The sequence below is a fragment of the Catalinimonas alkaloidigena genome, assembly GCF_900100765.1.
In the GTDB taxonomy this organism is placed as follows: domain Bacteria; phylum Bacteroidota; class Bacteroidia; order Cytophagales; family Flexibacteraceae; genus Mooreia; species Mooreia alkaloidigena.
In genome coordinates, this window is record NZ_FNFO01000007.1 from 258,063 (window position 1) to 284,132 (window position 26,070).

Consider the following 26,070-nt stretch of genomic DNA (forward strand, 5'->3'; position numbering starts at 1 on the left):
CTTTTAATAAAATCTTAGCTGGCGCGGTGCGAAGTTTCCCAGGAGCGAACAGGAGCAATCGCCTCTGATTGGTTTTCCAAGCGGGCCATGGTATCGTACCAGCGGATCTTGTAGTGCACCTGCACTTTTTTGCGCTTGGGCTTTTCGTCAGTGTTTACTTTTTTCACCGGAACGGTCGGCGTGTTGATGGAATCGCTCGGTGTTGTGGTCTCAGGTTCCACTTCTTCGTTTGCTTTCGACGAGGCGCTGGTGCCTTTGCCGGGGCCTTCGCTCATAAACGCCAAGCCGTCTTCTTCCTGCGTAGAGTCCGGGTTCAGGGCCGAATCGGTAGGCGGCGCGAGTTCGACGCTATCCACTTCCACCATAATCGAGTCCGTCAGTTCCTCTTCTTCTTCCAGTTCGGGGTGCAGCGGAATGTCGATCACGTACGACTTGCCTTCCTCTTTCACCGTCAGCGTATTGGCGCGCAACCAGGGGTTGTACAACTTCAAAAGCTTGTAGTTGATGCCTTGATCGATGGCCCAGGTCGTCAGGTCTGCGATGGTGCTGTCGACGGTAACTTTGCGTACAGGCTCCTGTTGGTACAGATCCGATTTGGCCATGTTAAAGCCGTATTTTTTCGGATGCTGGATGATTTCTTTGGCCGCCATGATGCGGAACATGTACCGCGACGTCTCCTCATTCAACAGCAGATTGTAGTAAGAGTCCTGCTTTTGTGAGGCCATGGCACGCTCAATGCGCCCCATGCCAGCGTTATAGGCAGCCAGCGCGTTGGCATAGCTTCCGAAGTAGTTGCGCAGGAACAGGAAATAACGGGCTGCGGCGTCGGTTGCTTTAAGCGGGTGGTAGCGCTCGTCTACTTCGTTGTTGACTTCCAGGCCCAGTTCTTTGGCCGTTTCTTCCATCAACTGCCAGAAACCTACCGCTCCTACGGGCGATACCACATTTTCGAAGTTGCTTTCTACGGCTACCACGTATTTCAAATCTTCCGGAAGGCCGTATTGCCGCAGGATGGGCGTGATTTGAGGAAACCAGCGGTTCGCACGCTTCATCATGATCATGGAGTGCGAATGCCAGTACGTGTACGACAGAAGCTCGCGGTCGAAACGCTCCTGCAGGTCGCGCTGGCGCATCGGTACGGTTTCGCTGGCGAACTTCACATTCTTGACGGGAACTTCGACCGGATTGACCTGATACTGGTAACGCATGGGCTCTTCGGCGTCGAACGCCAACTGCGGAACCGGCGCGTTAGGAGCTTCGTGAGCGGAAAGTTGATTATAGCTGAGATACCCAGCCATTAGGCAGAACACTGATCCGAAAACAAATGTCAGTAACTGTTTCATGGCATCATCTTTTTTTCGTGAACAAAAAAGCAAGGATTCAATTTTTCCTTACATCTGTGCAAATATACGTTTAGTTTGTATTGTGTTACGAAGAAATAAGACGCTTTTCGGCGAAATGCACAGATCACACGGCGGGTGGAAAGGGCCGCGGGGTAATTGTAAGAGGCAGTCTAGAAGTTGGGCTGTAGTAGGTATTTCGAGTAAAAATCGTCGATAACTTTCACCGCTTCTTCGGGAGTATCTACAAGATTTACCAATTCCAGGTCTTCGGGGTTGATGTTGTGTTCCTCTTTCAGCACGATTTCTTCAATCCACTGAAAGAGGCCATCCCAGAATTTACGACCCACCAACACGATGGGGAAGCGCCCGATTTTACGGGTCTGAATCAGGGTAATTGCTTCGAAGAGTTCGTCAAGGGTACCCATGCCACCGGGCATTACCACAAACCCTTGGGCATACTTGATGAACATCACTTTGCGAACAAAGAAGTAATCGAAATTCAGGAGCTTGTCCCGATCGATGTAGATATTATTGAACTGCTCGAACGGGAGTTGGATGTTGAGTCCCACGGACTTACCTCCCTGTTCATGAGCACCTTTGTTACCAGCTTCCATAATGCCCGGCCCGCCGCCTGTGATAACGCCATAGCCGTGCCGTACCAGTTTGGCCGCGATTTCTTCGGCCATTTTGTAGTACGGGTGGGAAGGTTTGGTACGCGCCGACCCGAAGATGGAAACGCAGGGGCCAATCTTGGCAAGCTTCTCAAAACCTTCCACAAACTCGGACATGATTTTGAAGATCGCCCACGAATCAGCACTCTTTATCTCGTTCCAATCGCGATCCTGGAACGCCAGTCGGATCCGGTTTTCTTCTTCGCTAAGCTTTGTTTCGGTCTTCTTATAGTTCGAATCGGGCATACCCCTGCTGGTTAAATGGAGGCATTTTTTCGTGAAAAATGCAGGAACGTGATCCATGTACGTCCTGCATCGTCAGAGTTGCCGACCGCAAAACTATCGGAAAACCGAAAAAGAGACAAACATCCCAATTGTATTACACCCTTCATGTTCAACACGTTATCGCACAAAACCTATGTTCGACGATACCCGCTACTAGGTTGTTTACAGCCGTAAAGATAAGCCTCCCGGGAGCAAAGGGTTTTGTAAGAACCCGACTCCCTTCCTGCATTTTCTGTAGAAAAACTTACGTTCTTCGTGACTAATGCTTTTATACTCCTGTCAGGCAAGAAGGTTACGCAAGGCTTCGGTTAAATCAGGATGCTGGTAGGTGAAGCCGAGGTCAGCGATCTTCTGATTGGAGACGCGATTGCCCGACAGCGCGATGTCGGCCTTCTCGCCCAGTACGGTGCGGAGCGCAAACGCGGGAATGGCCGGTGCCCAGAGGGGGCGGTGCAACACCTTCGCGATGGCCTGCGTCATGGCGGTATTGGTCACCGGTTCGGGTCCTACGGCGTTGTAGACACCCTGCATCTGGTCGTTTTCAAGCGCCATGATAAAAAGTCGGCAGAGGTCGTCGAGGTGAATCCACGGCATGTACTGGTCGCCCGAACCCAGCGGGGCACCCGCGCCCAGGCGTACAGGCAGCGCGAGTTGCGGCAGTGCGCCGCCTTCGTTGCTCAGCACAATTCCGATGCGCAGCTTGACCACCCGCATTCCCAGGCTTTTGAACGAGTCGGCGGCGGCTTCCCAGCGCTGAACGACGTAGGCAAGAAAGTCGTTGGCGGCCGGGGCGTCCTCGGCCACCCAGCGGTCGCCCGTATTTTTTCCGTAGATGCTAATGCCCGAAGCGCTGATAAAACTGCGTACGGTATGGGGCGTAGTAGCCAGGGCGTTGTGCAGCACGGCGGCCGATTGTACCCGGCTGCTGATGATTTCTTTTTTGCGTTGGTCGGTCCACCAGCCTTCGCCCACATTGGCCCCGGCCAGGTGTACCAGGGCATGCGCCTGTTGCAGAGCGGCCTGTTCGACAAAGCCGCGTTCGGGCTGCCACCGGTACGTGGGCACTTCATAAGAGTGAGCACTCCGGCTCAGGTGCATGACGTGGTGACCGGCTTCCTGGAGTAGAGTGGTCAGGCGGCGGCCGATCAGGCCGGTGCCGCCGGTTATCAGTACATTCATAATGGGAGCTTTTGTGAAGAGTACGCAGGGCGGGAGCAGAAGTATACCCCCTGCCGACGCGATCAGCGGTCTTTGGTCCGTTTGTCGCCAAATTCTTTCCAGTGACGACGGTAGCGGATGCGGTTCCAGTTCCGCTTGTCTTTCTGCTGCGGGTCGCCCAGCAATCCCCGGAAGGTAGCCGTCAGCAGAAACTGATGCATGACCGGGTCTTTGTCAAGCGAGGCGTCGTAGTAGCCGGTTGGGTTGCGTACGACGCTGATCAGGTAATGCAGTAGCACATAGACTTCCATGCGCTCGTTCAGACCGATGTTGACCCCGCCGCCCGGCCCCAATTCGGGATAAAAGATCGACCGTTTCTGCACGCCAGGAAAATTTTCGGTCGGTGTAGGGGTGATGCGCGAGTAGACCATCCCGGCGTAAAACGTACCGTACCAGAACATCACGTGGTCTTCAGCGTCGTAGAGCGTATTGGAGAAAATGCGCGTGAGGTTGATGCCGGCGCTGCCGCCCAGCTTGTAGTTGGTGGCGCGGGTGTAGAGCCCTGCGTCGCGGTCACGGCCGGTCGCGCGCTCCATCGCCAGATGCGTTTGCAGGTAGTACGAAGGATCGTATTCCCACCCGTAGCCCAACTGGAGGCTCCGGCTGAACAATGAAGGTTGTGCCCGAGGCAGTTGCAGGCCAAAGCCCAGGCCGGCCGAGTAAAAACGATCAGGCGGTTGCGCTGCGGCGGGCAGCATCAGGAGAGTTAGCGCCAGGAGGAGGAGAAATCGCACGGAAGAATAACGTTGCTGCGTAGTGACTCGTACGCGCAAGCTACTGATTTTCTGCGATTACTATCAGCCAGCCCATCCTTCGCGGTCCAGACTGCGGTACTGGATGGCTTCGGCCAGGTGTTCGATCTTGATGTCTTCGCTATCGGCCAGGTCGGCAATGGTGCGCGACACTTTCAAAATGCGGTCATAGGCCCGTGCCGACAGCCCCAGGCGCTCCATGGCGGTTTTGAGCAGCGTACGACCCGCCTGGTTGATCACACACACTTCCTTAACCAGTTGCGAGGGCATCATGGCGTTGGAAAACACGTCCTTATGTCCCTGGAACCGTTCCTGTTGCTGCGTCCGTGCCCGGATGACCCGATCGCGGATCTGCTCGCTCGACTCAGCTTTGCGGGTGGCTGTCATCTCGTCGAACGACACGGGCGTGACTTCTACGTGCAGGTCGATCCGGTCCAGCAGGGGGCCGCTGACCTTGTTCAGGTAACGTTGCACCACACCGGGCGCGCAGACGCACTCTTTTTCCGGATGGTTGTAATAGCCACAGGGGCAGGGGTTCATGCTGGCGATAAGCATAAAATTGGCGGGAAAATCGACGCTGATTTTGGCCCGCGAAATGGTCACGCGTCGCTCTTCCAGCGGCTGACGCATCACCTCCAGAACCGTGCGTTTGAATTCGGGAAGTTCGTCGAGAAACAGAACGCCGTTGTGTGCCAGCGAAATTTCGCCGGGTTGTGGAATGCCGCCACCGCCCACCAGGGCTACGTCCGAGATGGTATGGTGCGGCGCACGAAACGGCCGTGTCGAAATCAGGGACGCATCGGTCGAGAGCCGCCCGGCCACCGAGTGGATCTTCGTGGTTTCCAAGGCTTCGTGGAGCGTTAGCGGGGGGAGGATGGAGGGCAGCCGTTTGGCCAGCATGGTTTTTCCGGCTCCGGGCGGGCCGATCATGATGACGTTGTGCCCACCCGCCGCCGCAATTTCCAAGGCCCGTTTGATGTTTTCCTGACCCTGCACGTCAGAGAAATCGGCGGCGTAGTCGTTCAGTTGGTTGAAAAAGAGTTCGCGTGTGTCGGAAACCAGCGGTGCAATGTCGCGTGTGCCTTCCAGGAACTCAATCGCTTCGCGGATCGTCTCTACCCCAATGACGTCGAGGTTGTTGACAATGGCCGCTTCCGACGCATTTTCCTTCGGCAGGATAAACCCTTTGTATTTCTGGCGACGCGCCTCCACGGCAATGGGCAGCACGCCTTTGACGGGACGCAATACCCCGTCGAGCGACAGTTCGCCCATAACGACGTACTGTTCGAGCGCGGGGGCCTCGATCTGTTCGGAGGCGCGCAGAATGCCCAGTGCAATGGGCAGATCGTAGGCCGATCCTTCCTTTCGGATGTCGGCCGGTGCCAGGTTGACCACGATGCGTTGGCGGGGCATCCGGTAGCCGTAATGGCGAATGGCCGACTCGACCCGCTGCAAACTTTCTTTTACCGCATTATCGGGCAGCCCAACCATATAATACTTGGTGCCGCCCGTCACGTTCACCTCAATGGTGACCGTAAAGGCATCTACGCCATACACCGCACTTCCGTAGGTTTTTGCTAACATGAATCCGCGCTGGTTCCTCGTTAAAATGGCGATGAAATTAGGAAAAATTGCAGAGGAATGCCGTGCTTATTCCAATAAACGGTAGATGTGTACTTGTTGATTGGAAAAAAGGAACAGACGCTGATCGGCTGCCATTGTCAGCTCCGGGGTCATGCCGAGCGGGAGGGCCACGCGCCGTTCGCGCAGGGTGTACAGGTTGTAAAACACCAGTTCCTGTTGATCAACATAGTAGAGTTCTTCGTTGCGAAAACCCACCCAGGCGGTTTTGATGGGTAGTTTCTTTTTGTAGTTCCCCAGGTTGTCGAACACCAGAATGCCGCCCTGCCGGTCGCACACAAAAAGTTGATTCTGGTACTCGCGCATGAACGTGATGTTGTAATCCGCACCAAAAAGTTGCAGATCCAACGGCGTGGTGAACAGCGCTTTTTCAGTCTGGGGGTTGTACTTGAGCAACGCGAAGTTTTGGTTATCGAACACCCAGAGCAGATTGTCGGACGAGGGAGTGGCGGCCTGCGCAAAGCCCACCGCTTCGGGCGAAAAACGGTACCGCGGCGAATCGCGCAGAAAGCGATCGAGGTAGACAAATTCCTGGAAATCACGGTAGAAAACGAAAATGCGCAGGGTCGGCCACGCTTCGAGCGCAGTGGGAACGGCAATCTGCTGCGGCGAATACCCCAGGACGAAATGCCCGGTCGAGTCGTATTGACTGACGTTGCCCTTGGCGTCGGTGAGGTAGAGGTTGCCGTTCCGGTCCAGTGAAGCGTGCTGTACCTTGCCTACCGGTGCACTGCCGATCAGCGTCGGTTCCTGGGCGGCCAGCACCAGGGTCCACAAGAAGCTTACCCAAAAGGCATGTTTCATGGCTGGTAGTAGTTCAGCGCTAACGCCTTGCCGTCAAATTCCGCATACGTGCAGGCCTGAAGCCACTCGCCGGTGTTGATGTAGCGACTGTCCGGCGTCACGTCGAGGTCGAGAGGCAAGTGACGGTGCCCGAATACGTAATAGTCGTGGTGCTCGCGGGCTTCGACCTGGCGGCAATAAGCCAGCAGCCACTCGTCGTCGCCCAGAAACTGCAGGTCTTTTTCCTGATTCTTCTTCCGGCTACTACGCGACCACGTGTGGGCAATTTGCATGCCTACATCGGGGTGAATAAAGCGGAACAGGTGTTGGAGCGGTTTGGCCTGAAACAGCTGCTTGATGATTTTGTAACGCCCGTCGCCGGGACCCAGGCCATCGCCATGACCGATCAGGAATTTTTTATCGTTGAGCAGAAACTGGCGCGGTTGGCGGTACAGCTCCAGCCCGAATTCTTCCTGAAAATAGCCCGCCATCCACATGTCGTGGTTGCCCGTGAAGATTCGCAGGTCGATGCCCGCATCGGCCAGTTCGGCCAGTTTGCCCAGAAAGCGGGTAAAGCCTTTGGGAATGGCGTGCCGATACTCGAACCAGAAATCGAACAGGTCGCCGATCAGAAAGATTACGCCCGCGTCGGCCTGCACCTGTTCCAGCCAGGCGACGACCTTCCGTTCGCGAAGGCGGCTTTGGTGGGGCGTGGGAGCCCCCAAATGAAAATCGGAAACGAAATAAGCTTTTTTATCCGCAGGCAGAACGAGCGATACCATCCGGCAAATATACGAAGGGGGGTGGGGGTGACGAGCGTAGAATAAAAACCAAAAAAAAATCAGGCAAAAGTTTTTAAAAACATTTGCCTGATCTGCTCAAACGATTACTGCTTACTCTTTAGTAGCTTTTACGGAAGAAGCATCCTGAGAAGTTTCATCGTCGGCGCTATTTTTTTCGTTTTCTTCTGATTTTTTTTCAGCGCCCTCTTCTTCTTTCTTGTGACCATTGACCAACGAAGGCGTGGGCGGATGTCCGGCCGACTCACTTCCGGTGAGCCCTTCGGTGAATTTCTGGTAGTTGGTCTGGTGCGCGAACGGACGTTTGCCAATCAGTTTCTCCAGGTCGTTCTGGAAGATGATTTCCCGCTTCAACAACTCCTGCGCTACGGTTTCCAGTTCGTGGCGCTTGTCGAGCAGAAGCTGCTTGGTGCGCTCGTAAGCGGCACTGATAATCTTCCGCACTTCTTCGTCGATCGTACGTGCCGTGTCTTCCGAATAAGGCTTGTTGAAGTTGTATTCCGACTGCTTGGAATCGTAGTACGACACATTGCCGATTTTATCGTTCATGCCGTACATCGTCACGATGCCATACGCCATCTTGGTGATCCGCTCCAGGTCGCTGAGCGCACCGGTTGAGATTTTACCGAAAATGATGTCTTCGGCGGCGCGACCGCCCAGTGCCATGCACATTTCGTCCAGAAGCTGCTCGGTGGTATAAAGGAACTGCTCTTTGGGCAGGTACTGCGCGTAACCCAGCGCGGCCACCCCACGCGGCACGATGCTCACCTTGACCAACGGATCGGCGTGCTCCAGGAACCAGCCCGCCACGGCGTGACCGGCTTCGTGATACGCCACGATCTCTTTTTCTTCGGGCGAGATGATTTTGTTTTTCTTCTCCAGCCCACCAATCACCCGGTCGATTGCATCCTGAAAATCCTGCATGTCGATCCGGTCCTTGTTGCGACGGGCAGCAATCAGCGCCGCTTCGTTACACACGTTGGCGATTTCGGCACCGGCAAAGCCCGGCGTCTGAGCCGCGATCTTCTTGGCATCGATGTCGGACGCAAGCTTCAGCGGCTTCATGTGTACCCGGAAGATCGCCTCACGCCCCACGATGTCGGGCTTGTCGATCGAAATCTGACGGTCGAAACGACCGGGGCGCAGCAGGGCCGAGTCCAGAATGTCGGGGCGGTTTGTTGCCGCCAGGATGATAACACCCGAGTCGGTTGCGAAGCCGTCCATCTCAACCAGCAGCGAGTTCAGCGTATTTTCCCGTTCGTCGTTCGAGCCGGGCATCTGCCCTTTGCCCCGCGAGCGGCCAATGGCGTCGATCTCGTCAATGAAGATGATACACGGTGCTTTCTCTTTCGCCTGCTTGAACAGGTCACGCACCCGCGCGGCCCCGACACCGACGAACATTTCTACGAAGTCGGAACCCGACAGCGAAAAGAACGGAACGCCCGCTTCGCCGGCAACGGCCTTGGCCAACAGGGTTTTCCCGGTTCCGGGAGGGCCTACCAGCAACGCACCTTTCGGGATTTTACCCCCAAGTTTGGTGAACTTGCCAGGCGCTTGCAGAAAATCCACAATCTCTTTCACCTCTTCTTTGGCTTCTTCCAGCCCCGCTACATCGGCAAAGGTGATCTTAACTTTGTTTTCGGCATCGAACAGCGCCGCTCGCGATTTGCCGATGTTGAAGATCTGCCCGCCGGCCCCGCCGGTCGTCATCCGCCGCATCAGGAACCAGAAGCCAAACAACAACAGGAGGAAAATGCCCCAGGTGAAAAACTGTTCCGTCAGGTTATGGCGTACTTCGAGACGATACCCGATTTGCTGGTCGGGCGGGACCTGAGCTTCCAGTTTGCCGTAATCGGCTAGGAACGTCTCCAGATCGACCCGGAAGCTGTAGTGCGGCCCCTGGTACAACGCAAACGGACGGCTTTCCGAAAGCTCTTTCCGGTACTTTTCGTTTTCCAGGGCGGAGTCTTTCAGGGTGACCTCCACAATCTCGCGGTTGATGATGTCGACTTTCTTGACATCGCCGCTCAGGTACATGTTTTCGAAACGACGTTGCGTAATTTCGATGGTCGACGTTGAGCGGTTCAACCACGACACGCCAAAAATCAGTAACACCAACGCCGCAATGATCCAGATCTGATAATTGGGTTTTTGTGGTGGATTTGGTAAAAACTTTTTCTTTCTATTTCTATCGCTCATCGACTCTTAGTATTGAATATCAAAGTTACAACAACAGGAGAAACCCCGGACGAATTATTCTGTTTCGATATGCGTAACGCGGGCGTCTCCCCAAAGGTGCTCCAGATCGTAGAATTGCCGTTTGTCTTTGCGGAAAACGTGCGCCACCGCGTCGGCGTAATCAATCAAAATCCATTCCCGGTTGGTTTTTCCTTCCACATGCCAGGGCTGTTCTTTAGTGGCTTTGTAAACCAATTCCTGTACCGAATCGGTGATGGCGTCTACCTGTGTATCGGAATTTCCGGAGCAGATCACAAAATAATCTGCCACGGCATTGCCCACGTGGCGCAGGTCGAGAATGGTGATCTGGGAGGCTTTCTTATCTTGCATTCCCTGTACAATCAACTCGGCGAGTTGTTGGCTGGTCTGCGGTTTTTGTGACGTAGTCAATAATGTGAACTTGTTAGTGGAAAAAAGGCATGGAGATCTCCCAAAGAGGTCTTTTTGCAAATAACTTAAAAAAGGTCAGATAACCTTGAACAATATTCCCGCCAATACGGTATTTATCGGTCACCATCGCCTGAATCTGCCATCTTGTCACTCAACGAATGACGAATGCGCGCTATTGCTCCAACAGGGAAAGGCCTTTGAAGGAACCCTCATCAGCACCGATCACCAGACCGCCGGGCGGGGGCAGCGGGGCAACCAGTGGGAGTCGGCCGCGAACCAGAACCTGACGTTTTCGGTGGTGCTGCTGCCTACCTTTTTGCGTGCCGACGAACAGTTTCTACTAAGCATGGCCGTAGCCGTAGGTGTACGCGAAGGGCTGGCCCGTTTGGACCACCCGGCGCTCGACCCGGCAGCGCTGTCCGTCAAATGGCCCAACGACATTTACTACCAGGATCAGAAACTAGGCGGCCTGCTGTTGGAAAACACCGTCCGTCAGGTCTCTCTTCAACACACGATAGCCGGAATTGGTTTGAATGTCAACCAAGCAAATTTTGCCGTGGCGAAGGCGACTTCTCTGTTTCTGCTCACGGGCACGGCCTGGGATCGGGAAGAAGTGCTGCAAAGCGTAGTGCAGGGCGTGGAGCGGCAGTACCTCCAGTTGCGAAACGGACAGCGCGATACGCTCCGGGCGCACTACCTGCGGCACCTGTACCGCTATCAGGAAGTGCATCGGTTTCGGGAGACCGACGGGCGCACATTTGCGGGCGAAGTAGTAGGCGTTTCTCCGCAGGGACATCTGGTGATCCGCGAAGAGACCCAACTCCGCCGTTTTGGCATGAAGGAGATCGAATTTCTGGACTAGCGTAGCAGCGAGGGCAGCGTGCTTTCGTGCAGGTCGATGGCTTCTTCGGTACTCAGCCACACCTTTCCGTCCAACACAAAACCCGTTGGGGTCACTTGCCCCAGCCACTGATACGCGACACCGACTGCGGCTTCGAACGCTTCCTTGTGTTCGCGCTTGACCGATACCACCACCCGGCTCTGGCTCTCGCCGAAGTAAAAGATGTCGCCGCGCAAGTCCGTTTTGTTTTCTACCGTAAAGCCAAGCTGGCCCGGCATGGCCGCTTCGGCCAGCGCCACGAACAGCCCGCCGTCCGATACATCGTGCGCCGACCGGATCAACTTCTGCTGAATTAGGCTTTTGATTGCCGCCTGCACGTCGTATTCCTCTTGAAGGTCGAACGCCGGGGCCGGCGATTTTTTCACCTTGTGGTATGAATACAGGTATTCGGAGCTGGCGAGGTCCTTTTTCGGCGTACCAATCAGGTAGATCAGGTCACCGGCTTCGCGGAAATGGAGCGTCATGCGGTTGGCTACGTCGTCCATCAAACCCAGCATCCCTATGGTTGGCGTGGGGAACACCGGCCCTTCGTCCGACGACTGGTTGTAGAAGCTGACGTTGCCGCCCGTTACGGGCGTATTAAACTGCTCGCAGCCTTTTTTCATGCCTTTGATGGCCGACACAAACTGCCAGTAAACCTCCGGAACGTACGGATTGCCGAAGTTGAGGCAGTTGGTGATGGCAACCGGCTCGCCGCCGCTGCACACGATGTTGCGGGCCGCTTCGGCCACGGCGATGGCGCATCCTTCTTCGGGGTCGGCGTTGACGTAGCGCGAGTTGCAGTCGACCGTGATGACGATGGCCTTGTTGGTGTCTTTGATGCGCACCACGGCCGCGTCCGACGGTTGGTTGGTGCTCATGTTGTCGGTGCCGACCATCGAGTCGTACTGTTGGCTGACCCAGTTGCGCGAGCAGATGTTGGGGTGCGACAGCAGGTGCCGTGCCACGGCCGGATAGTCGGTCGGTTCGGCCACCGCATCGATGTCAAATTTCTTGAACTCCTGGTAGTAGGCCGGTTCGCGGTACTCGCGGTGGTACACCGGCGCGCCGCCACCCAGCACGAGGTCGTGGGCCGGTACGTCGGCCACCAGTTCGCCGTGCATGTGAAACTTGAGGCGTTTGGTGTCGGTCACCACGCCGATCTGCGCGCAGTTCAGGTCCCACTTGTCGAAGATGGCTTTGACTTCGGCCTCGGCACCTTTCTTCACCACGATCAGCATCCGCTCCTGCGATTCCGACAGCAGGATTTCGAACGGTACCATGCCTTCCTGCCGCATCGGTACTTTGTCGAGCCAGATGTCCATGCCGTGTTCACCCTTGGCGCTCATTTCTGACGTGGAGCAAATAATGCCCGCCGCGCCCATGTCCTGAATGCCGATCACCTGTTTGGTGGCCAGTACTTCGAGCGTGGCTTCCAGCAAAAGCTTCTCCATGAACGGATCGCCGACCTGTACCGAAGGCAAATCTTTCGCGGAGTCTTCCGTGATGTCTTTCGAGGCGAAGGCCGCCCCGTGAATGCCGTCTTTGCCCGTGGCCGAGCCGACGATGAACACCGGATTGCCCACGCCGTACGAGGTGGCGCTGGCCGTCATGTCCGTTTTCACGATGCCCGCCGAAAAGGCGTTGACCAGCGGATTGACGTGGTAGCAGTCGTCGAAGTAAATTTCGCCGCCCACGGTCGGGATGCCGAACGCATTACCGTAGTCGCCGATGCCTTTCACCACGCCTTTAATCAGCCATTGGGTCCGGGCTTTTTTCGGATCGCCGAAGCGCAGCGAGTTGAGTTGCGCCACGGGCCGCGCGCCCATTGTGAAAATGTCGCGGTTAATGCCGCCTACGCCCGTCGCGGCGCCCTGGTATGGTTCCAGCGCCGACGGGTGGTTGTGCGATTCGATTTTGAAACTGCAGGCCAGCCCGTCGCCAATGTCGACCAGTCCGGCGTTTTCTTCTCCCGCTTTCGCCAGCATCCGCTCTGAGTCGCGCGGCAGGGTTTTGAGCCACACAATCGAGTTTTTGTACGAACAGTGTTCGGACCACATCACCGAGAAAATGCTCAGTTCCGTGAAATTGGGCTGGCGTCCCAGAATTTCGCAGATGCGGTCGTATTCTTCGGGCAGGAGGCCCAGTTGCTGGGCGGTGTCGACGGTCGGCAGGTCTTGTACAGGCATGAGAAGAATTGGATTTCAGCCGCAAAACTAACCCAAAAGTAAAAATGGAATGGCCGCCACCCGGATTAATCTGCAACCGCACACCTCAGACCGAAAAAAGGCAGCCCCCGGCGGAGGCTGCCTTGTTATATGCACAAGGAGGACGATCAGCACTGATCCTTGGGCAGGAGCGATAATGGGAGGAAACTGCGGGTAGGGTGGGAGAACAAAGACGAGGTTTTGTCGTCTAGCTTAAACATAATCGGCAGTACCATCTTCACCTTCACGGCCTGGCCGCTTTGCTTGCCGGGATTCCAGTTGGGCATCTCGCTGACCACACGCACCGCCTCGGCGTCGCAGCCCGCGCCAATGCCTTTGACGGATTTCACGTTGGAGATCGTCCCGTCTTTCTCAATGATGAATTCCACGAATACGCGCCCTTCGATGCCCATCCGACGGGCCTGGGCGGGGTAAGCGAGGTTTTCCTGCAAGTAGCTGGTGACTGCCTCCATGCCACCGACGGGGGCAGGTTGCTCTTCCACAACCAGAAAGACTTCGTCGCTGGGCGATTGATTCAGCGCGTTTTGCTGATCGAGTTCATGCAGCCGGTCGAACAGCGCCCGGATGTTTTGCTTGTCTGCGGGCGTCGCTTCCGGAAGCGCAACGCCCAATTCGCGCAGCTTGGCGTCGGGGATTGTGAAATACTCAATCTCCTCACCGTACTTTTCTTTGTACCGGGTTAGTTCCTGGTTGATGGCTTCTTCGTCCATCTGAGCGATGGTAGTTGCAGCGGTGGGTTCGGCCGACGCGGTGCTGTCTTGTTCGCAGCTCACCAGGACACCGAGGGTCAGGGCGATGGCCACTGCGGCCGCGCCTTTCCACCAGGCCAGGGGAACATGATTTTTCTGTAACATGGTGATTCTTTGTTTGATATGAAATTGATGAAACGAGTGGGTAAGCGAGAGGCCCGCGCCGGCCAGGGCCTGTTGTGCCAGCAGGCGCGCGTAGGAGGTCGGCGATTGGGAGGCAACCGTACGGCGATCGGCGATGAACTCGTGCAACTCGCGCAGGTCGCGTTCGATGAGGTAGACCGCAGGGTGAAACCAGAAGCAAATCTTGACGAGGTTGAGCCCCAGCACGTCCCAGGAATGAAGTCCCCGGATGTGGGCCTCCTCGTGGGCGATCAGGGCGCGCTGTGACGCTTCGTCCAGGTCGGGCGCGGGGGCCAGACACAGGTAACGGAAGAACGAAAACGTAGGAAGGTGGTCAGCCAGCTGCACGACCCGGTAATCGGTCGCTTGCGTTTGGCGGCCCCGTCGGATGCAGGCAAGCACCTTCGCGGTACGGTACACCAAGAAGGCCGCACTGCCCAGCATGCCCGCCAGGTAAATCCCCCACCCGAGGGCCGCTGGGGAAGGCAGCGGCAACCCGGTGCGCGTCGCCGAAATCTGCACTTCAGGGAGCCAGAGCCGCTGGGCCTGGGCCGACACGCGTTCCAGAAACATCGGTGCCGCTACATCGCCTGCGAACGCCGCCGGCCACGAGACGTGGATCAGGGGCAACCCGACCGAGAGCACCGTCGCGCCCAGCAGAAAGAAGCGGTTGAAGCCCAGATGCGTGGCCCTGCGAAACAGCAGGCCGTAGACGCCGTACCACACAACCAGGCAAAAGCTGGCTTCCAGTAAGTAAGTGAGGAATGGATTCATGGTTTCGTGCATGAGGTGTTCGGGAAAACAGGGCAATGAATTTTACTCGTGAGGCGACCAACTGGAACTACTGGCAACCACGAGGTTCTGATGTACAATCAATTCAGTAACAGGGAATCGGAGGGGCATGCCTCGGCTAGAGGGCGTCCAACCGGTGACTGCGCTTCGCTTGTACACGCCGTCCCACTGGCCAGCCAGTACGGCCTGATGGCTCCGCTTTACCTGGAAGGTATAGAGTCCGTCGGGTAATCCCTTTTGTGCGCTGATCCAGGTAAGTCCTTGGTCGTCCGACGTGAACAACTCGTTATAGGCCAAGGCATAAAGTGTATGACCATCTGTACTGATGTTGTGCAACGCACGATCCGCCATGATAGGCTGCCACTGTTTCCGGTGTTGATCAGATTTGAAAGCACCTTGATTGGTGCCGATGTAGAACTCGCCATCCAGGGCCGTGATGCCGTTGACTTGCAGATGAGGAGTACGATACACCGCCCGCCATTCGTGCTTGGCCGCATCCAGTACGTACAACCCTTCGTTTGTCCCAACGAATAACTGATGATCGATTTCTGTAAACCGCCGGATTGTCAGATTGCTAAGGCCCTGGTTATAGGGTTTCCACGACTGTCCCTCGTCAGTTGAGAGAAAGACGCCACTCCCCTGAGTGCCGACAAAAAAACTGTCGTGATAGAAGGCAAGAGCATCCAGTTTGTGCTTCGTCTCCGGGAGCGTAGGGGTGGGTTGCCAGACATGCCGTCGAAAATCGTACAAGAAAAGCCCGTGTTCTTGTGTAGTGACTCCGAGCCACGCTTCCGAAGCTGCCATGTCGCTCAGGTGCAATGCTTTAGGTAATCCTTTGCTGTGATTTGTCCAGGTTGCGCCATCGTCGGTCGAGAAGTAGATGAGTCCCCGTTCAATCCCCTGCTTCCTCTCTTTTGCGAGGCCTTGCTTCTCCACAGATGTACCAGCCTGGCGGACGGCCCTTTCCTGTTTCTGTGCAGGAGGCGCTTCCAGGAAGAAAACTACGTTGGCAATAAGTAACAGGGATAGAGGCGATTTCATGGCTATTGTTCAGGAAGTGGTAACCGTGATGTGGCTAAAGTCGCTACTCTTCCGGTTGGATGTCGTCCTTTAGGTAGCGCATCAGTTCGTCGACTTCCTTCAGGCTGAGGTTTTCTTCCTTGGCGAAAAAGGAGACCATCTGGCGGAACGAGCCGTTGAAATAGCGGCCCATCAGGCTTTTGAGAAATTGCTTCCGGTACGTGTCGCGGTCAATCCGCGGGAAGTATTCGTGCGTTTTGCCATAGGCTTTGTGACCCACGAACTCCTTTTTCTCCAGAATGCGCACGATGGTCGAAACCGTGTTGTACGCGGGCTTGGGTTCGGGGAGTTCTTCGATGATGTCTTTGACAAAGGCCTTCCCCAACTGCCAGAGCACCTGCATGATCTCTTCTTCGGCTTTGGTTAATTCTTTCATGCTTACAAGGTAAAACTAATTTTTTAGTTTAAAAACGAAGGTCTTAGTTTTTTTGTTGCGATGCATAAAAAAAGACGCCCCGAAGAGCGTCTTACGCATGTGGTTATCAAAAGGGGTAAACGAATCAGAAGCGCAAGCTAAGCGCCCCTAGGCCGTATTGCAGAAGTGTAAAATTGTAGACCTCGTCGTTGTCGGCACCTCCCTCCAGAAAGCGGTAGCCGATGCGGGCGGTTAGCTGATCGGTCACCTGGAAGGGCAGCGCCACCTCAAAATCGAAGGCCCGGCCCTGCGGCGAGGCCAGTCCGTCGCCTTCCACCAGCAACCCGAACCGCTCGGCGAACCGCCAGTTGAAGTAGAGGTTGATCAGCGGCACAAATCCGACGTTGCTTTTGCGGGCGCTGAGGCCTTCCTGTGCCACGTCGATGTACGCGTCGCGAATTTTGGCGGTGAGGCCCGCCCCCGCCCGGATGCGGTCGCTTTCGATAAAATCGTAGCGGTAGGTAAGGCGGTACGAATTGAAGACATAGGTCAGCGTCGTAGGCTCCTCAGGACCAAAGGTGCTTCCCATGTAGGCAATCGGCTGGCGAAAGGCACCGGTGTACGTCAGCTGTAACGGCGCAAACAGCAGGAAGACGTTGTGCCGGTCGCCGAACCGATACCCCGCCCGAAAACGATAGTATACTTTCAGGCCGGTGCTCAGTTGCTCGTTGGCGTCGAACAGCGTTCCCCCGTCGCCCGGAATGCGAATGTCGTTGTAGGTGGGCATGACCAGCCCCGCTTCGGCATCGGCCAGTGCCTGGGCAAACAAGTTCCCCGAAAAGAAGAATAAGATCGAAAGTGGAAGGTAAAAAATGCGATTCATCTCGTAGCTAGGTTTCTGTAGCTAACGAGTCAGCGCGGAGCGGGGTTATTCAGCGAAACGTAATGAAGTAGTTCAGAACGAAATTCCAGAACGTAACGGCACCGATGGCCAGTAGCTTGGCCATGTAGAAGGGAACACGCATTTTGTCGTTCAGGACCCAGATCAGGAAGTTGTTGAGCAACAACCCCACGGCCGAAATCCCGATGAAGAGGCCGTATTGCCGCGCGATGTGCGGGTCCTGGCTGGCAAAAGTCCAGATGCGGTTCAGGTAGTAGTTGGAAGTGGCAGCGGCCAGAAATCCCGCGCTGTTGGCGACGTATTTCTGGATGCGCAACTGCTCTTTCAGGAGCCACGTAATGCCGAAATCGATAAAAACGCCCGAAAAGCCTACCACGGCGAAGCGGAGCATTTTATAGAATAAATCTTCGGTCAGTAGGCGCATGTTGCCGCAATAATACAGAAAAAGCCCTCTGTGTCACCACAGAAGGCTTTTCTATGCAAGTCTATACAGGCGGTTCGAGACCTAGTAGCGGTACAGGTCGCTTTTGAACGGACCTTTTTTCTCTACGCCAATGTAGCTGGCCTGCTCGTCGGTCAGTTCTTCCAGTTCCACTCCGATTTTCGCCAGGTGGAAGGCGGCCACTTTCTCGTCGAGGTGTTTCGGCAGCGTATACACCTTGTTTTCGTAGTTCTCGTGGTTTTTCCAGAGCTCGATCTGGGCGAGCGTCTGGTTCGAGAACGAGTTCGACATGACGAACGAAGGGTGGCCTGTGGCACAACCCAGGTTCACCAGACGGCCTTCGGCCAGCACGATGATGTCGGTGCCGTCGATGGTGTATTTATCGACCTGTGGTTTGATTTCGACTTTGGTGTTGCCGTAGGTTTTGTTCAGCCACGCCATGTCGATCTCGTTGTCGAAGTGCCCGATGTTGCAGACGATGGTTTTGTCTTTCATCTTCCGGAAATGCTTCTCGGTCAGGATCGACTTGTTGCCTGTTGCCGTCACGATGATGTCGGCGCGCGGTGCAGCACTTTCCATCTTTTTCACTTCGTAGCCGTCCATGGCGGCCTGCAAGGCGCAGATCGGGTCGATTTCCGTCACAATTACGCGTGCACCGGCACCGCGCAGCGAGGCTGCCGAGCCTTTGCCCACGTCACCGTAACCGGCCACTACCGCTACTTTACCGGCGATCATCACGTCGGTAGCGCGGCGAATGGCGTCTACACACGATTCTTTACAGCCGTATTTGTTATCGAATTTCGATTTGGTAACCGAGTCGTTTACGTTGATGGCCGGCATCGGCAGTGTACCTTTCCGCATGCGCTCGTACAGACGCATAACGCCGGTGGTCGTTTCTTCCGAAATCCCACGGATGTCTTTCACCAGTTCCGGGTATTTGTCCAACACCATGTTGGTCAGGTCACCGCCGTCGTCCAGGATCATGTTCAGGGGCTTGCGCTCCTCGCCGAAGAACAACGTTTGCTCGATGCACCAGTCGAACTCTTCTTCCGTCATGCCTTTCCAGGCGTAGACCGAAATTCCGGCCGCAGCGATGGCCGCAGCGGCATGGTCTTGCGTAGAGAAGATGTTGCACGACGACCAGGTAACTTCTGCACCCAACGCCACCAACGTCTCGATCAACACCGCCGTCTGGATCGTCATGTGCAGACAGCCTGCAATGCGCGCTCCCTTCAATGGCTGCGAAGGACCGTACTCTTCCCGAATCGCCATCAGGCCGGGCATCTCGGCCTCGGCCAGCTCAATTTCTTTACGGCCCCAGTCGGCCAGCGCCAGGTCTTTGACCTTGTGCTTTACATACGTTTCAACCATAACTTGTTTAATTTCAGCGTTTACCTGCAAAGGTACTTATTTTGTCGCTTGGCAAGAAACGCCCGGATTAGCAAAGCGCCCCGCCCGATGTACCATAATTTTTTGATGACATCGAACATTGTTTTTTTGAAGCGCGCGCTCTAACTTGCACGTCTTTAAAATTAGTCTAAATAAGCGATGCGCCCTCGTAGTGTAGCCGATCTGCAAGTAGGAGAAAGTGCGAAAGTTTGTTCGTTTTGCGACGAGCCACTTTCGCTTAAGCTGCTGGAAATGGGTTGCTTACCGGGGAGCCAGGTGACACTCTGCCGCAAAGCCCCGCTGGGTTGCCCGCTTTATTTGCGCGTTCAAGACTACCACATTTCCATCCGGAAAGACGAAGCCGCGACTATTCTTTTGGACGTATGATTGCGCAGCGAGTGCAGACGGTAGCGCTGTTGGGCAACCCCAATGCGGGCAAATCGTCTTTGTTCAATCACCTCACCGGTTTACAACAAAAAGTCGGAAATTTTCCTGGCGTTACGGTAGAACGCAAAGCTGGTCGGTGTGCCCTCACGCCGGACGACAAAGTGACCCTTGTCGACTTGCCCGGCACCTACAGCCTCTACCCGAAATCGCCCGAAGAGCGGATTGTGTTCGAAACCCTCAGCAATCCGCAATCGCGCGATTACCCCGACGTGGTCGTGGTCGTTGCCGACCTCACCAACCTGAAACGCCATCTGCTGCTGTTTACACAGGTCCGCGACCTGGGACTACCGGTCGTGCTGGCGCTGAACATGACCGACCTGGCCGATAAAATAGGACTGACGGTGGATGTGGCGCAGCTCGAGCGCGATTTTGGCATGCCGGTGGTGCGTGTCAACGGCCGGACCGGTACGGGACTTCAGGAACTGAAACAAGCCATTTTGCAGGCCAAGCCGCGCGATTTTGCGCCGTTTTACGAAGCGCGCCAGGCGGCACCCGAAGCCGTTGCGTCGGTGCGGCAACTCCTGCACCTGCCCAACGACTATACGGCGCTGCTGTACCTGCACCACAGCGACTGGCTGAAACACGTGTCGGAGGCCGATCGGCAAATTGTGGCCGACGTGCGTCAGGATACCGGCTTTCAAAGTACCGTGCAGCAGTCGCGCGAGACCATCGCGCGCTACGAAGTGATTGCGCAGATTCTGCACACGGCCATGCGGGGCGAACCCATCCCGGAAGGGGAGGCGTTCAGCGAAAAAGCCGATGCCGTGCTGACGCATTCGGTCTGGGGATACGTCATTTTCTTCGGGCTGCTGTTTCTGATTTTCCAGGCGGTGTTTGCGTGGGCGTCGTATCCGCAAGATGCCATCGACAACGGCATTGCGGCCCTGAACGAGGGGTTACGCCAAGCAATGCCTGCCGGGCCGCTGACCGATCTGCTCACCGATGGGATTATTGCCGGCCTGGGGGGGATTCTGATTTTCGTACCCCAGATCGCCATTCTGTTTCTGTTCATCGCCATTCTGGAAGAAACCGGCTACATGTCGCGGGTGGTCTTTCTGATGGATCGGATCATGCGCCGGTTTGGCCTGAGCGGCCGGAGCCTGGTGCCTTTGATTTCGGGCTGGGCGTGTGCCATCCCGGCCATCATGTCGGCGCGCACCATCCAGAACGAGAAGGAACGCCTGATTACCATCTTTGTCACGCCGCTGATGAGTTGCTCGGCGCGCATCCCGGTCTATACCATTTTAATTGCCCTGGTGGTGCCCGGCCAAACGGTACTGGGTTTTCTGAATCTGCAGGGCCTGACCCTGATGGGTTTGTACGCACTCGGCTTTATCGCGGCGATTCTGTCGGCCTGGGTCATGAAAAAGTTGATGAAAAGCCGGGAACGGAGCTTTTTCATCATGGAACTGCCCGACTACCGGATGCCCCGCTGGAAGAACGTAGGCCTGACCGTCTGGCAAAAAGTGCGAACGTTTGTTTGGGAAGCCGGGAAGGTCATCATGGCCATCTCGATCATTCTGTGGGTACTGGCCTCTTACGGGCCGGGCGATGCGATGGACCAGGGGGAACAGGACGTGCGTGCAACGTGGGAAACCAACGCCCCTTCGGCACACGGCGCTACGGTGATGGAGCAGCAGGTAGGTCACCTGACCGAACTCACACCAGAACAACAACTGGAAAATGCCGTCGCCTCCCGGCGGTTGGAAGAGTCGTACGCCGGCCACCTGGGACGCGCCATCGAGCCGGTGATTCGTCCGTTGGGATTCGACTGGAAGATCGGGATTGCACTGATTACGTCGTTTGCAGCGCGTGAGGTATTTGTCGGCACGCTGTCGACCATCTACAGTGTCGGTGCCGACGACAGCCAGGAAGATACCATCCGGGCGCGGCTGAAATCCGAAATCAACCCGCGGACCGGCGGCCCCATGTTTACGCCCGCGCTGGCGTTTTCGCTGCTGATTTTTTACGTATTCGCCATGCAGTGCATGAGTACACTGGCGGTCGTGAAGCAGGAAACCAACAGTTGGCGCTGGCCGCTGTTGCAGTTGATCTACATGACCGGACTGGCATACCTGTCGAGCTTTCTGGTGTACCAGTGGCTAGCCTAAGGTAAGGCAGAAAAGAAAGTGGCCCGCAAAGCGGGCCACTTGATTGAAAGTCTATCGGAAAACGGCGTAGTGCCAGGCACTACTAGTACCGTGAGCCGCCGCCCCGGTTGAAGCCACCGCCTCCTTTGTTGAAGCCACCGCCTCCGCCACGGTTTCCACCGCCGAAGCCGCCGCCGCCTCTTTTTTCTCTTCTGTCTTCTGATTGATTCACGACAATTGCACGTCCGCCTATTTCAGCGCCGTTCAATTCTTTAATAGCTTGTTTCGCTTCCTCGTCGTCGGGCATCTCCACAAACGCGAACCCCCGACTACGACCAGTCTCGCGATCCATAATAATCTTTACGGAAGAAACCTCCCCGTACTCTTCGAAATAGCCTCTTAACTCAGATTCTTCTAACCGAAAGGGGAGGCTCCCTACAAAAATGTTCATGCTAACAATTAAAATGATTTTGGGTAAAGGTAGCTTTATTTTGCGCTATTTCTGCAAACTCGCAAGAGCTATTTTTTAAATCCAGGTTGTTTTATTAACAGTCTTTCTAAAATCTTACTTTCAGACCGGGGAAAATGGCGTGTAAACCAGCACCGAAAAGTGAGTTTGCGCGCTGCAGACGAAGATTTTCTTCAAAAAAAGACCATGTAAGGAGATCTTTTGCCCGAACGGAGTACATCTAACCGAAATGCTCTCCCCAAATCGGTATATTCGTGCGTCATACCGTTGACTGTTAATAAGTTACCTCTATTGTGTTCGTTCTCATGAGACGCTTCCTCGTTGCGCTGAGTCTGTGGGGGGTGTGCACCACCCTGCCGGCCCAACAACCCACCGATTCTATTACCCTGCCGGATGCGTCTGCCGAAACGCCTGCGCCCGCCGCGGAGGCACCTGCCCCCGGCGAGACCACTGTGGGCGAAGCAGGGGCAGCGCTTGCTGATTCGCTGCTCAACCAACGCCTGACCGAAGCCTCGCAGCAGCTGCAGAAAAGCGAGCAGCAGCGGATGATCGACTCGTTGCAGAAAGTCGCGCTCGAACGCGAACTAGCGCTGCTGAAAAGCAACGACAACCAGAAGCGCCGGGAATTGCAGGAACGCATCCGCCAGATTGAGGTAGACGATTCGCTGCGGCAGGTAGAAAAGCGCAACCGCATTGAGGCCATGAAACAGGAAACCAAGGGGTTTCCGGTGGCGCCATTCGGCGATACACTCTTCTACATTTTTACGAAGATCGGGCCCTTCACGCCCCAGGAACGCGCCACCAACATCAACCACAAAATCCGGGGGCTGTACGAAAGTGGTCTGTATAAGTCGGACGATCTGCACGCCGTCGAAAGCGAATCGAGCTACGATCTGGTCTACGGCGAAACCATCGTGATGAGCATGACGGACTGGGATGCGCTCTGGCAGGAGATGTCCAAAGAAGAGCTGGCGCAACAGTATCGTGCCGAAATCGATGAGGCGGTGCTGCGCGAAATCAAGGAAAACAGCCTGCAGGAGATGATCAAGCGCGTCGGCGAAGTAGTGCTGGTGCTGGTCTGCATCCTGCTGCTGTTCTTTATCCTCAACAAGCTGTTCCGGCTGTCGGGCAAATACATCGAGCGGAAACTTGAACAAAAAGGCGTTGCGCTGAAGCTCAAAGAGTACGAGTTTCTGTCGCAGGAGCGGCTCATCAGTGTGTCATTGTGGCTCAATAACGCCGTCAAAACGGTATTTTTCCTGCTTTCACTGTACCTGGCATTGCCCATCATCTTCAGCATTTTCAAGAGTACCCGTGGCTGGGCCAACCTGCTGCTGGGGTGGATTCTAGCACCTGTACACAAAATATTCTGGAGCATTATCGACTACCTGCCCAACCTGTTCACCATTCTGGTGACGTACCTGGTGGTGCGCTACGTGGTGCGGGCGGTGCGGTTCATGGCGCGCGAAATCGCGACGGGCAAGTTGACGATCACCGGCTTCCACCCCGACTGGGCCATGCCGACGTTCAATCTGGTGCGTATTCTGCTCTACGCCTTTATGTTCATCGTCATCTTTCCGTACCTGCCGGGCTCGGGCTCGCCGGTATTCCAGGGCGTTTCGGTCTTTTTGGGGATTCTGTTTTCGCTCGGTTCGTCGTCGGCCATCAGCAACGCCGTAGCCGGGATGGTCATCACTTACATGCGGCCGTTCCGCATTGGCGACCGGATCAAGATCGGAGAGATTTCGGGCGATGTGATCGAGAAAAACCTGCTGGTGACCCGCATCCGCACGATCAAAAACGAAGAAATCACGGTGCCCAACTCGTCCATTCTGTCGGGGCATACGATTAACTACACGACGTCGAGCGCCCACATCGGGCTGGTGTTGCACGCTACGGTCACCATCGGCTACGACGTACCCTGGAAAAACGTGCACCAGGCGCTGATCGACGCTGCGCTACGGACCGACCGCGTACTGAAAGAGCCGGCGCCTTTTGTGCTGCAAACCGGCCTGGAAGACTTTTACGTCTCGTACCAGATCAACGCCTATACGGCCAATGCTCACCAGCAGGCCCGTACCTATTCGGGGTTGTTTCAGAACATCCAGGATGTGTTCAACGAACGCGGCATCGAGATTTTGTCGCCGCACTACCGCGCCCAGCGCGACGGCAACATGACCACCATCCCCGCCGATTACCTACCGAAAGAGTACCAGGCACCTCCGTTCCGCATCAGCCACCTGCACGAAGCGCACCCCACGGCACCAAACGGCCGGTCGTCCGAGGAGGGACCACACGCCAACGGCCATACGCCGAACGGCACCCCAAATCCTTCGTCGGAAAAATAACGGCGGCCCGACGCCAAACCCTTGGCCCGTTCGGGTGTTATGCTTGCATGAAAGCCCGACAGAAACAAGATCTGCCGCAAAAAATCTGCCCCGTTTGCCAGCGTCCTTTTGCGTGGCGCAAAAAATGGGAGCGCCACTGGGACGACGTAAAATACTGTAGCGAACGCTGCCGCCGGGAGCGCCATGCCGCACGAACATGACGCTGGGACTCAGCCCCCTACGCAGGCTACGCCGGTCGTCGAAAAGCACAATTCGAGTGCGAAGTCAGGAAGCCTATTGCCGTTTTCCCGGCCCTTGCCTTCGTTTCAGCGTTTATCGGCGGGTCCGAATTAAGTTTTCCACATCGGTTTCGGAATTGCCCTGTATTGCGGATATTTGTTTCCAACCATTTCGAAAAGTACGGCTACAAGCACTCATGTACTTTTCGTGATCATAAAACTTTAAAAAGTGATGCCTCCCCGGCAGAAACCTAATCCCTTTCTGCCGGTCGGATGGCTATTGACAACATTTATTTACCGACCTAAAAAAAATAACGCATGGCGCAACGTGAAGAACCGATTCTGCAGGATAACAAAGACCGCTTCGTGCTCTTTCCGATCGAACACCACGACATCTGGGAGATGTACAAGAAGCACGAGGCTTCGTTCTGGACGGCCGAAGAGATTGACCTGCAGCAGGACCTGAAAGACTGGGAAAACCTGAACGACGGCGAACGCCACTTCATTTCGCACGTCCTGGCGTTCTTCGCGGCGTCGGACGGCATTGTGAACGAGAACCTGGCGGTGAACTTCATGCAGGAAGTGCAGTACCCGGAAGCCAAATGTTTCTACGGCTTCCAGATTATGATGGAGAACATCCACTCCGAAACGTATTCGCTGCTGATCGACACCTACATCAAAGACGCCAAGCAGAAAGACTATCTGCTGCACGCGCTGGAAACGGTGCCGTGTGTGCAGAAAAAAGGCGAATGGGCGCTGCGCTGGATCAATTCCGAAAATTTTGTGGAGCGGCTGATTGCCTTCGCGGCGGTCGAGGGAATCTTCTTCTCCGGCTCGTTCTGCGCCATTTTCTGGCTGAAGAAGCGCGGCCTGATGCCGGGGCTGTCGTTCTCGAACGAACTGATTTCGCGCGACGAAGGGCTGCACTGCGATTTTGCCTGCATGATTTACCAGGAGTACATCGTCAACAAACTGCCCGAAGCGCGCGTGAAGGAGATCATCACCAACGCGGTCGACATCGAAAAAGAGTTTGTGACCGACGCGCTGCCCGTGAACCTGATCGGCATGAACTCCAACCTGATGACGCAGTACATCGAGTTTGTGGCCGACCGTCTGCTGATCGCCCTGGGCTGCGGCAAAATTTACAACGCCACCAACCCGTTCGATTTCATGGAGATGATTTCGCTGCAGGGCAAAACCAACTTCTTCGAGCGCCGGGTCGGCGAGTATCAGAAGGCCGGGGTGATGGCTGGCGTCAACGAAAAGGAAAAAGACACGAAGAAATTCTCGATCGACGAGGACTTCTAGTCCATTGCGTAAGATTTTAACAACAAAGTGTTGAAATAGAAGGAGAAGCTGCGAAACAAGGCCGATTTTTTTGTAGCTTCCCTTCCAACCGAACCAGGCCGTGTGCTGCCGGCCTTTTAACAATCATTCA

The 26,070-nt window shown here is 55.6% G+C and carries 23 protein-coding genes; 6 read left to right on the top strand and 17 right to left on the bottom strand.

Going from position 1 to position 26,070, the window contains the following annotated elements; genetic code table 11:
• Window positions 1-14: 14 nt before the first annotated feature.
• The 9 genes from BLR44_RS17950 to rsfS form a co-directional block, all read right to left on the bottom strand.
• On the bottom strand, window positions 15-1,298 hold the full coding sequence (locus BLR44_RS17950) for a lytic transglycosylase domain-containing protein (RefSeq protein ID WP_176956102.1): 1,284 nt from the start codon (window positions 1,296-1,298) through the stop codon (window positions 15-17).
• 215 nt (window positions 1,299-1,513) lie between these two features.
• Window positions 1,514-2,260 (bottom strand): LOG family protein, encoded by a 747-nt coding sequence (locus tag BLR44_RS17955; protein ID WP_089684559.1) that lies wholly within the window; start codon window positions 2,258-2,260, stop codon window positions 1,514-1,516.
• Window positions 2,261-2,578: 318 nt separating this feature from the next.
• Entirely contained in the window at window positions 2,579-3,478 is a 900-nt protein-coding gene (locus BLR44_RS17960) for a TIGR01777 family oxidoreductase (protein WP_089684561.1), read from the bottom strand.
• Between the two features lie 62 nt (window positions 3,479-3,540).
• Window positions 3,541-4,251, bottom strand: a complete 711-nt coding sequence (locus tag BLR44_RS17965; RefSeq protein WP_143017363.1) for a hypothetical protein — start codon at window positions 4,249-4,251, stop codon at window positions 3,541-3,543.
• A gap of 63 nt (window positions 4,252-4,314) precedes the next feature.
• On the bottom strand, window positions 4,315-5,853 hold the full coding sequence (locus tag BLR44_RS17970) for a YifB family Mg chelatase-like AAA ATPase (protein ID WP_089684565.1): 1,539 nt from the start codon (window positions 5,851-5,853) through the stop codon (window positions 4,315-4,317).
• A 66-nt stretch (window positions 5,854-5,919) separates the two neighbouring features.
• Window positions 5,920-6,714: an NHL repeat-containing protein gene (locus BLR44_RS17975; protein ID WP_089684568.1), complete on the bottom strand. Its 795-nt coding sequence runs from the start codon at window positions 6,712-6,714 to the stop codon at window positions 5,920-5,922.
• Window positions 6,711-7,475, bottom strand: a complete 765-nt coding sequence (locus tag BLR44_RS17980) for a UDP-2,3-diacylglucosamine diphosphatase (RefSeq protein ID WP_176956103.1) — start codon at window positions 7,473-7,475, stop codon at window positions 6,711-6,713. Before BLR44_RS17980 ends, BLR44_RS17975 begins: the two co-directional genes overlap by 4 nt.
• 111 nt (window positions 7,476-7,586) lie before the next feature.
• A complete protein-coding gene (gene ftsH, locus BLR44_RS17985; protein ID WP_089684570.1) occupies window positions 7,587-9,692 on the bottom strand; it encodes an ATP-dependent zinc metalloprotease FtsH in 2,106 nt (701 codons plus the stop codon).
• Between the two features lie 54 nt (window positions 9,693-9,746).
• On the bottom strand, window positions 9,747-10,121 hold the full coding sequence (rsfS, locus tag BLR44_RS17990; protein ID WP_262482298.1) for a ribosome silencing factor: 375 nt from the start codon (window positions 10,119-10,121) through the stop codon (window positions 9,747-9,749).
• A gap of 85 nt (window positions 10,122-10,206) precedes the next feature.
• On the opposite strand from rsfS, the gene BLR44_RS17995 reads away from it, so the two are divergent.
• Window positions 10,207-10,983 (top strand): biotin--[acetyl-CoA-carboxylase] ligase, encoded by a 777-nt coding sequence (locus tag BLR44_RS17995; protein WP_245706103.1) that lies wholly within the window; start codon window positions 10,207-10,209, stop codon window positions 10,981-10,983.
• Here the strand turns inward: BLR44_RS17995 and purL are convergent.
• From purL to ahcY, 7 genes are all read right to left on the bottom strand, one after another.
• Window positions 10,980-13,190 carry a phosphoribosylformylglycinamidine synthase subunit PurL gene (gene purL / locus BLR44_RS18000; RefSeq protein WP_089684574.1) on the bottom strand — a complete coding sequence of 737 codons (2,211 nt, stop codon included), beginning with the start codon at window positions 13,188-13,190 and terminating at the stop codon, window positions 10,980-10,982. The two genes, BLR44_RS17995 and purL, sit on opposite strands and share 4 nt — an antisense overlap.
• Window positions 13,191-13,336: 146 nt before the next feature.
• Window positions 13,337-14,875 carry a M56 family metallopeptidase gene (locus BLR44_RS18005; protein WP_176956104.1) on the bottom strand — a complete coding sequence of 513 codons (1,539 nt, stop codon included), beginning with the start codon at window positions 14,873-14,875 and terminating at the stop codon, window positions 13,337-13,339.
• Window positions 14,876-14,917: 42 nt separating this feature from the next.
• The gene (locus BLR44_RS18010; protein WP_089684578.1) at window positions 14,918-15,934 is read right to left on the bottom strand and encodes a sialidase family protein; all 1,017 of its coding nucleotides are present in this window, start codon (window positions 15,932-15,934) and stop codon (window positions 14,918-14,920) included.
• A gap of 43 nt (window positions 15,935-15,977) precedes the next feature.
• Window positions 15,978-16,349, bottom strand: a complete 372-nt coding sequence (locus BLR44_RS18015; RefSeq protein WP_089684580.1) for a BlaI/MecI/CopY family transcriptional regulator — start codon at window positions 16,347-16,349, stop codon at window positions 15,978-15,980.
• A gap of 124 nt (window positions 16,350-16,473) precedes the next feature.
• Window positions 16,474-17,211 carry a hypothetical protein gene (locus tag BLR44_RS18020; RefSeq protein ID WP_089684582.1) on the bottom strand — a complete coding sequence of 246 codons (738 nt, stop codon included), beginning with the start codon at window positions 17,209-17,211 and terminating at the stop codon, window positions 16,474-16,476.
• 49 nt (window positions 17,212-17,260) lie between these two features.
• A complete protein-coding gene (locus BLR44_RS18025) occupies window positions 17,261-17,653 on the bottom strand; it encodes a GtrA family protein (protein ID WP_176956105.1) in 393 nt (130 codons plus the stop codon).
• A gap of 81 nt (window positions 17,654-17,734) precedes the next feature.
• Window positions 17,735-19,042, bottom strand: a complete 1,308-nt coding sequence (gene ahcY, locus BLR44_RS18030; protein WP_176956106.1) for an adenosylhomocysteinase — start codon at window positions 19,040-19,042, stop codon at window positions 17,735-17,737.
• Between the two features lie 177 nt (window positions 19,043-19,219).
• Here ahcY and BLR44_RS18035 point away from each other — a divergent pair, with 177 nt between their 5' ends.
• Together BLR44_RS18035 and feoB are read left to right on the top strand one after the other, a co-directional pair.
• Entirely contained in the window at window positions 19,220-19,447 is a 228-nt protein-coding gene (locus BLR44_RS18035; protein ID WP_089684587.1) for a FeoA family protein, read from the top strand.
• Complete coding sequence (gene feoB, locus BLR44_RS18040) at window positions 19,444-21,618, top strand: ferrous iron transport protein B (protein ID WP_089684588.1); 2,175 nt, start codon at window positions 19,444-19,446, stop codon at window positions 21,616-21,618. Before BLR44_RS18035 ends, feoB begins: the two co-directional genes overlap by 4 nt.
• An 82-nt stretch (window positions 21,619-21,700) precedes the next feature.
• Here the strand turns inward: feoB and BLR44_RS18045 are convergent, their stop codons facing one another.
• Entirely contained in the window at window positions 21,701-22,048 is a 348-nt protein-coding gene (locus BLR44_RS18045; RefSeq protein ID WP_089684590.1) for an RNA recognition motif domain-containing protein, read from the bottom strand.
• A gap of 323 nt (window positions 22,049-22,371) precedes the next feature.
• Between BLR44_RS18045 and BLR44_RS18050 the strand changes: the two genes are divergently transcribed.
• The 3 genes from BLR44_RS18050 (at window position 22,372) to BLR44_RS18060 (ending at window position 25,940) form a co-directional block, all read left to right on the top strand.
• Entirely contained in the window at window positions 22,372-24,414 is a 2,043-nt protein-coding gene (locus BLR44_RS18050) for a mechanosensitive ion channel family protein (RefSeq protein WP_089684592.1), read from the top strand.
• 47 nt (window positions 24,415-24,461) lie between these two features.
• Window positions 24,462-24,614 (top strand): DUF2256 domain-containing protein, encoded by a 153-nt coding sequence (locus BLR44_RS18055; RefSeq protein ID WP_089684594.1) that lies wholly within the window; start codon window positions 24,462-24,464, stop codon window positions 24,612-24,614.
• Window positions 24,615-24,950: 336 nt separating this feature from the next.
• Window positions 24,951-25,940: a ribonucleoside-diphosphate reductase small subunit gene (locus tag BLR44_RS18060; protein ID WP_089684596.1), complete on the top strand. Its 990-nt coding sequence runs from the start codon at window positions 24,951-24,953 to the stop codon at window positions 25,938-25,940.
• Window positions 25,941-26,070: the final 130 nt, after the last annotated feature.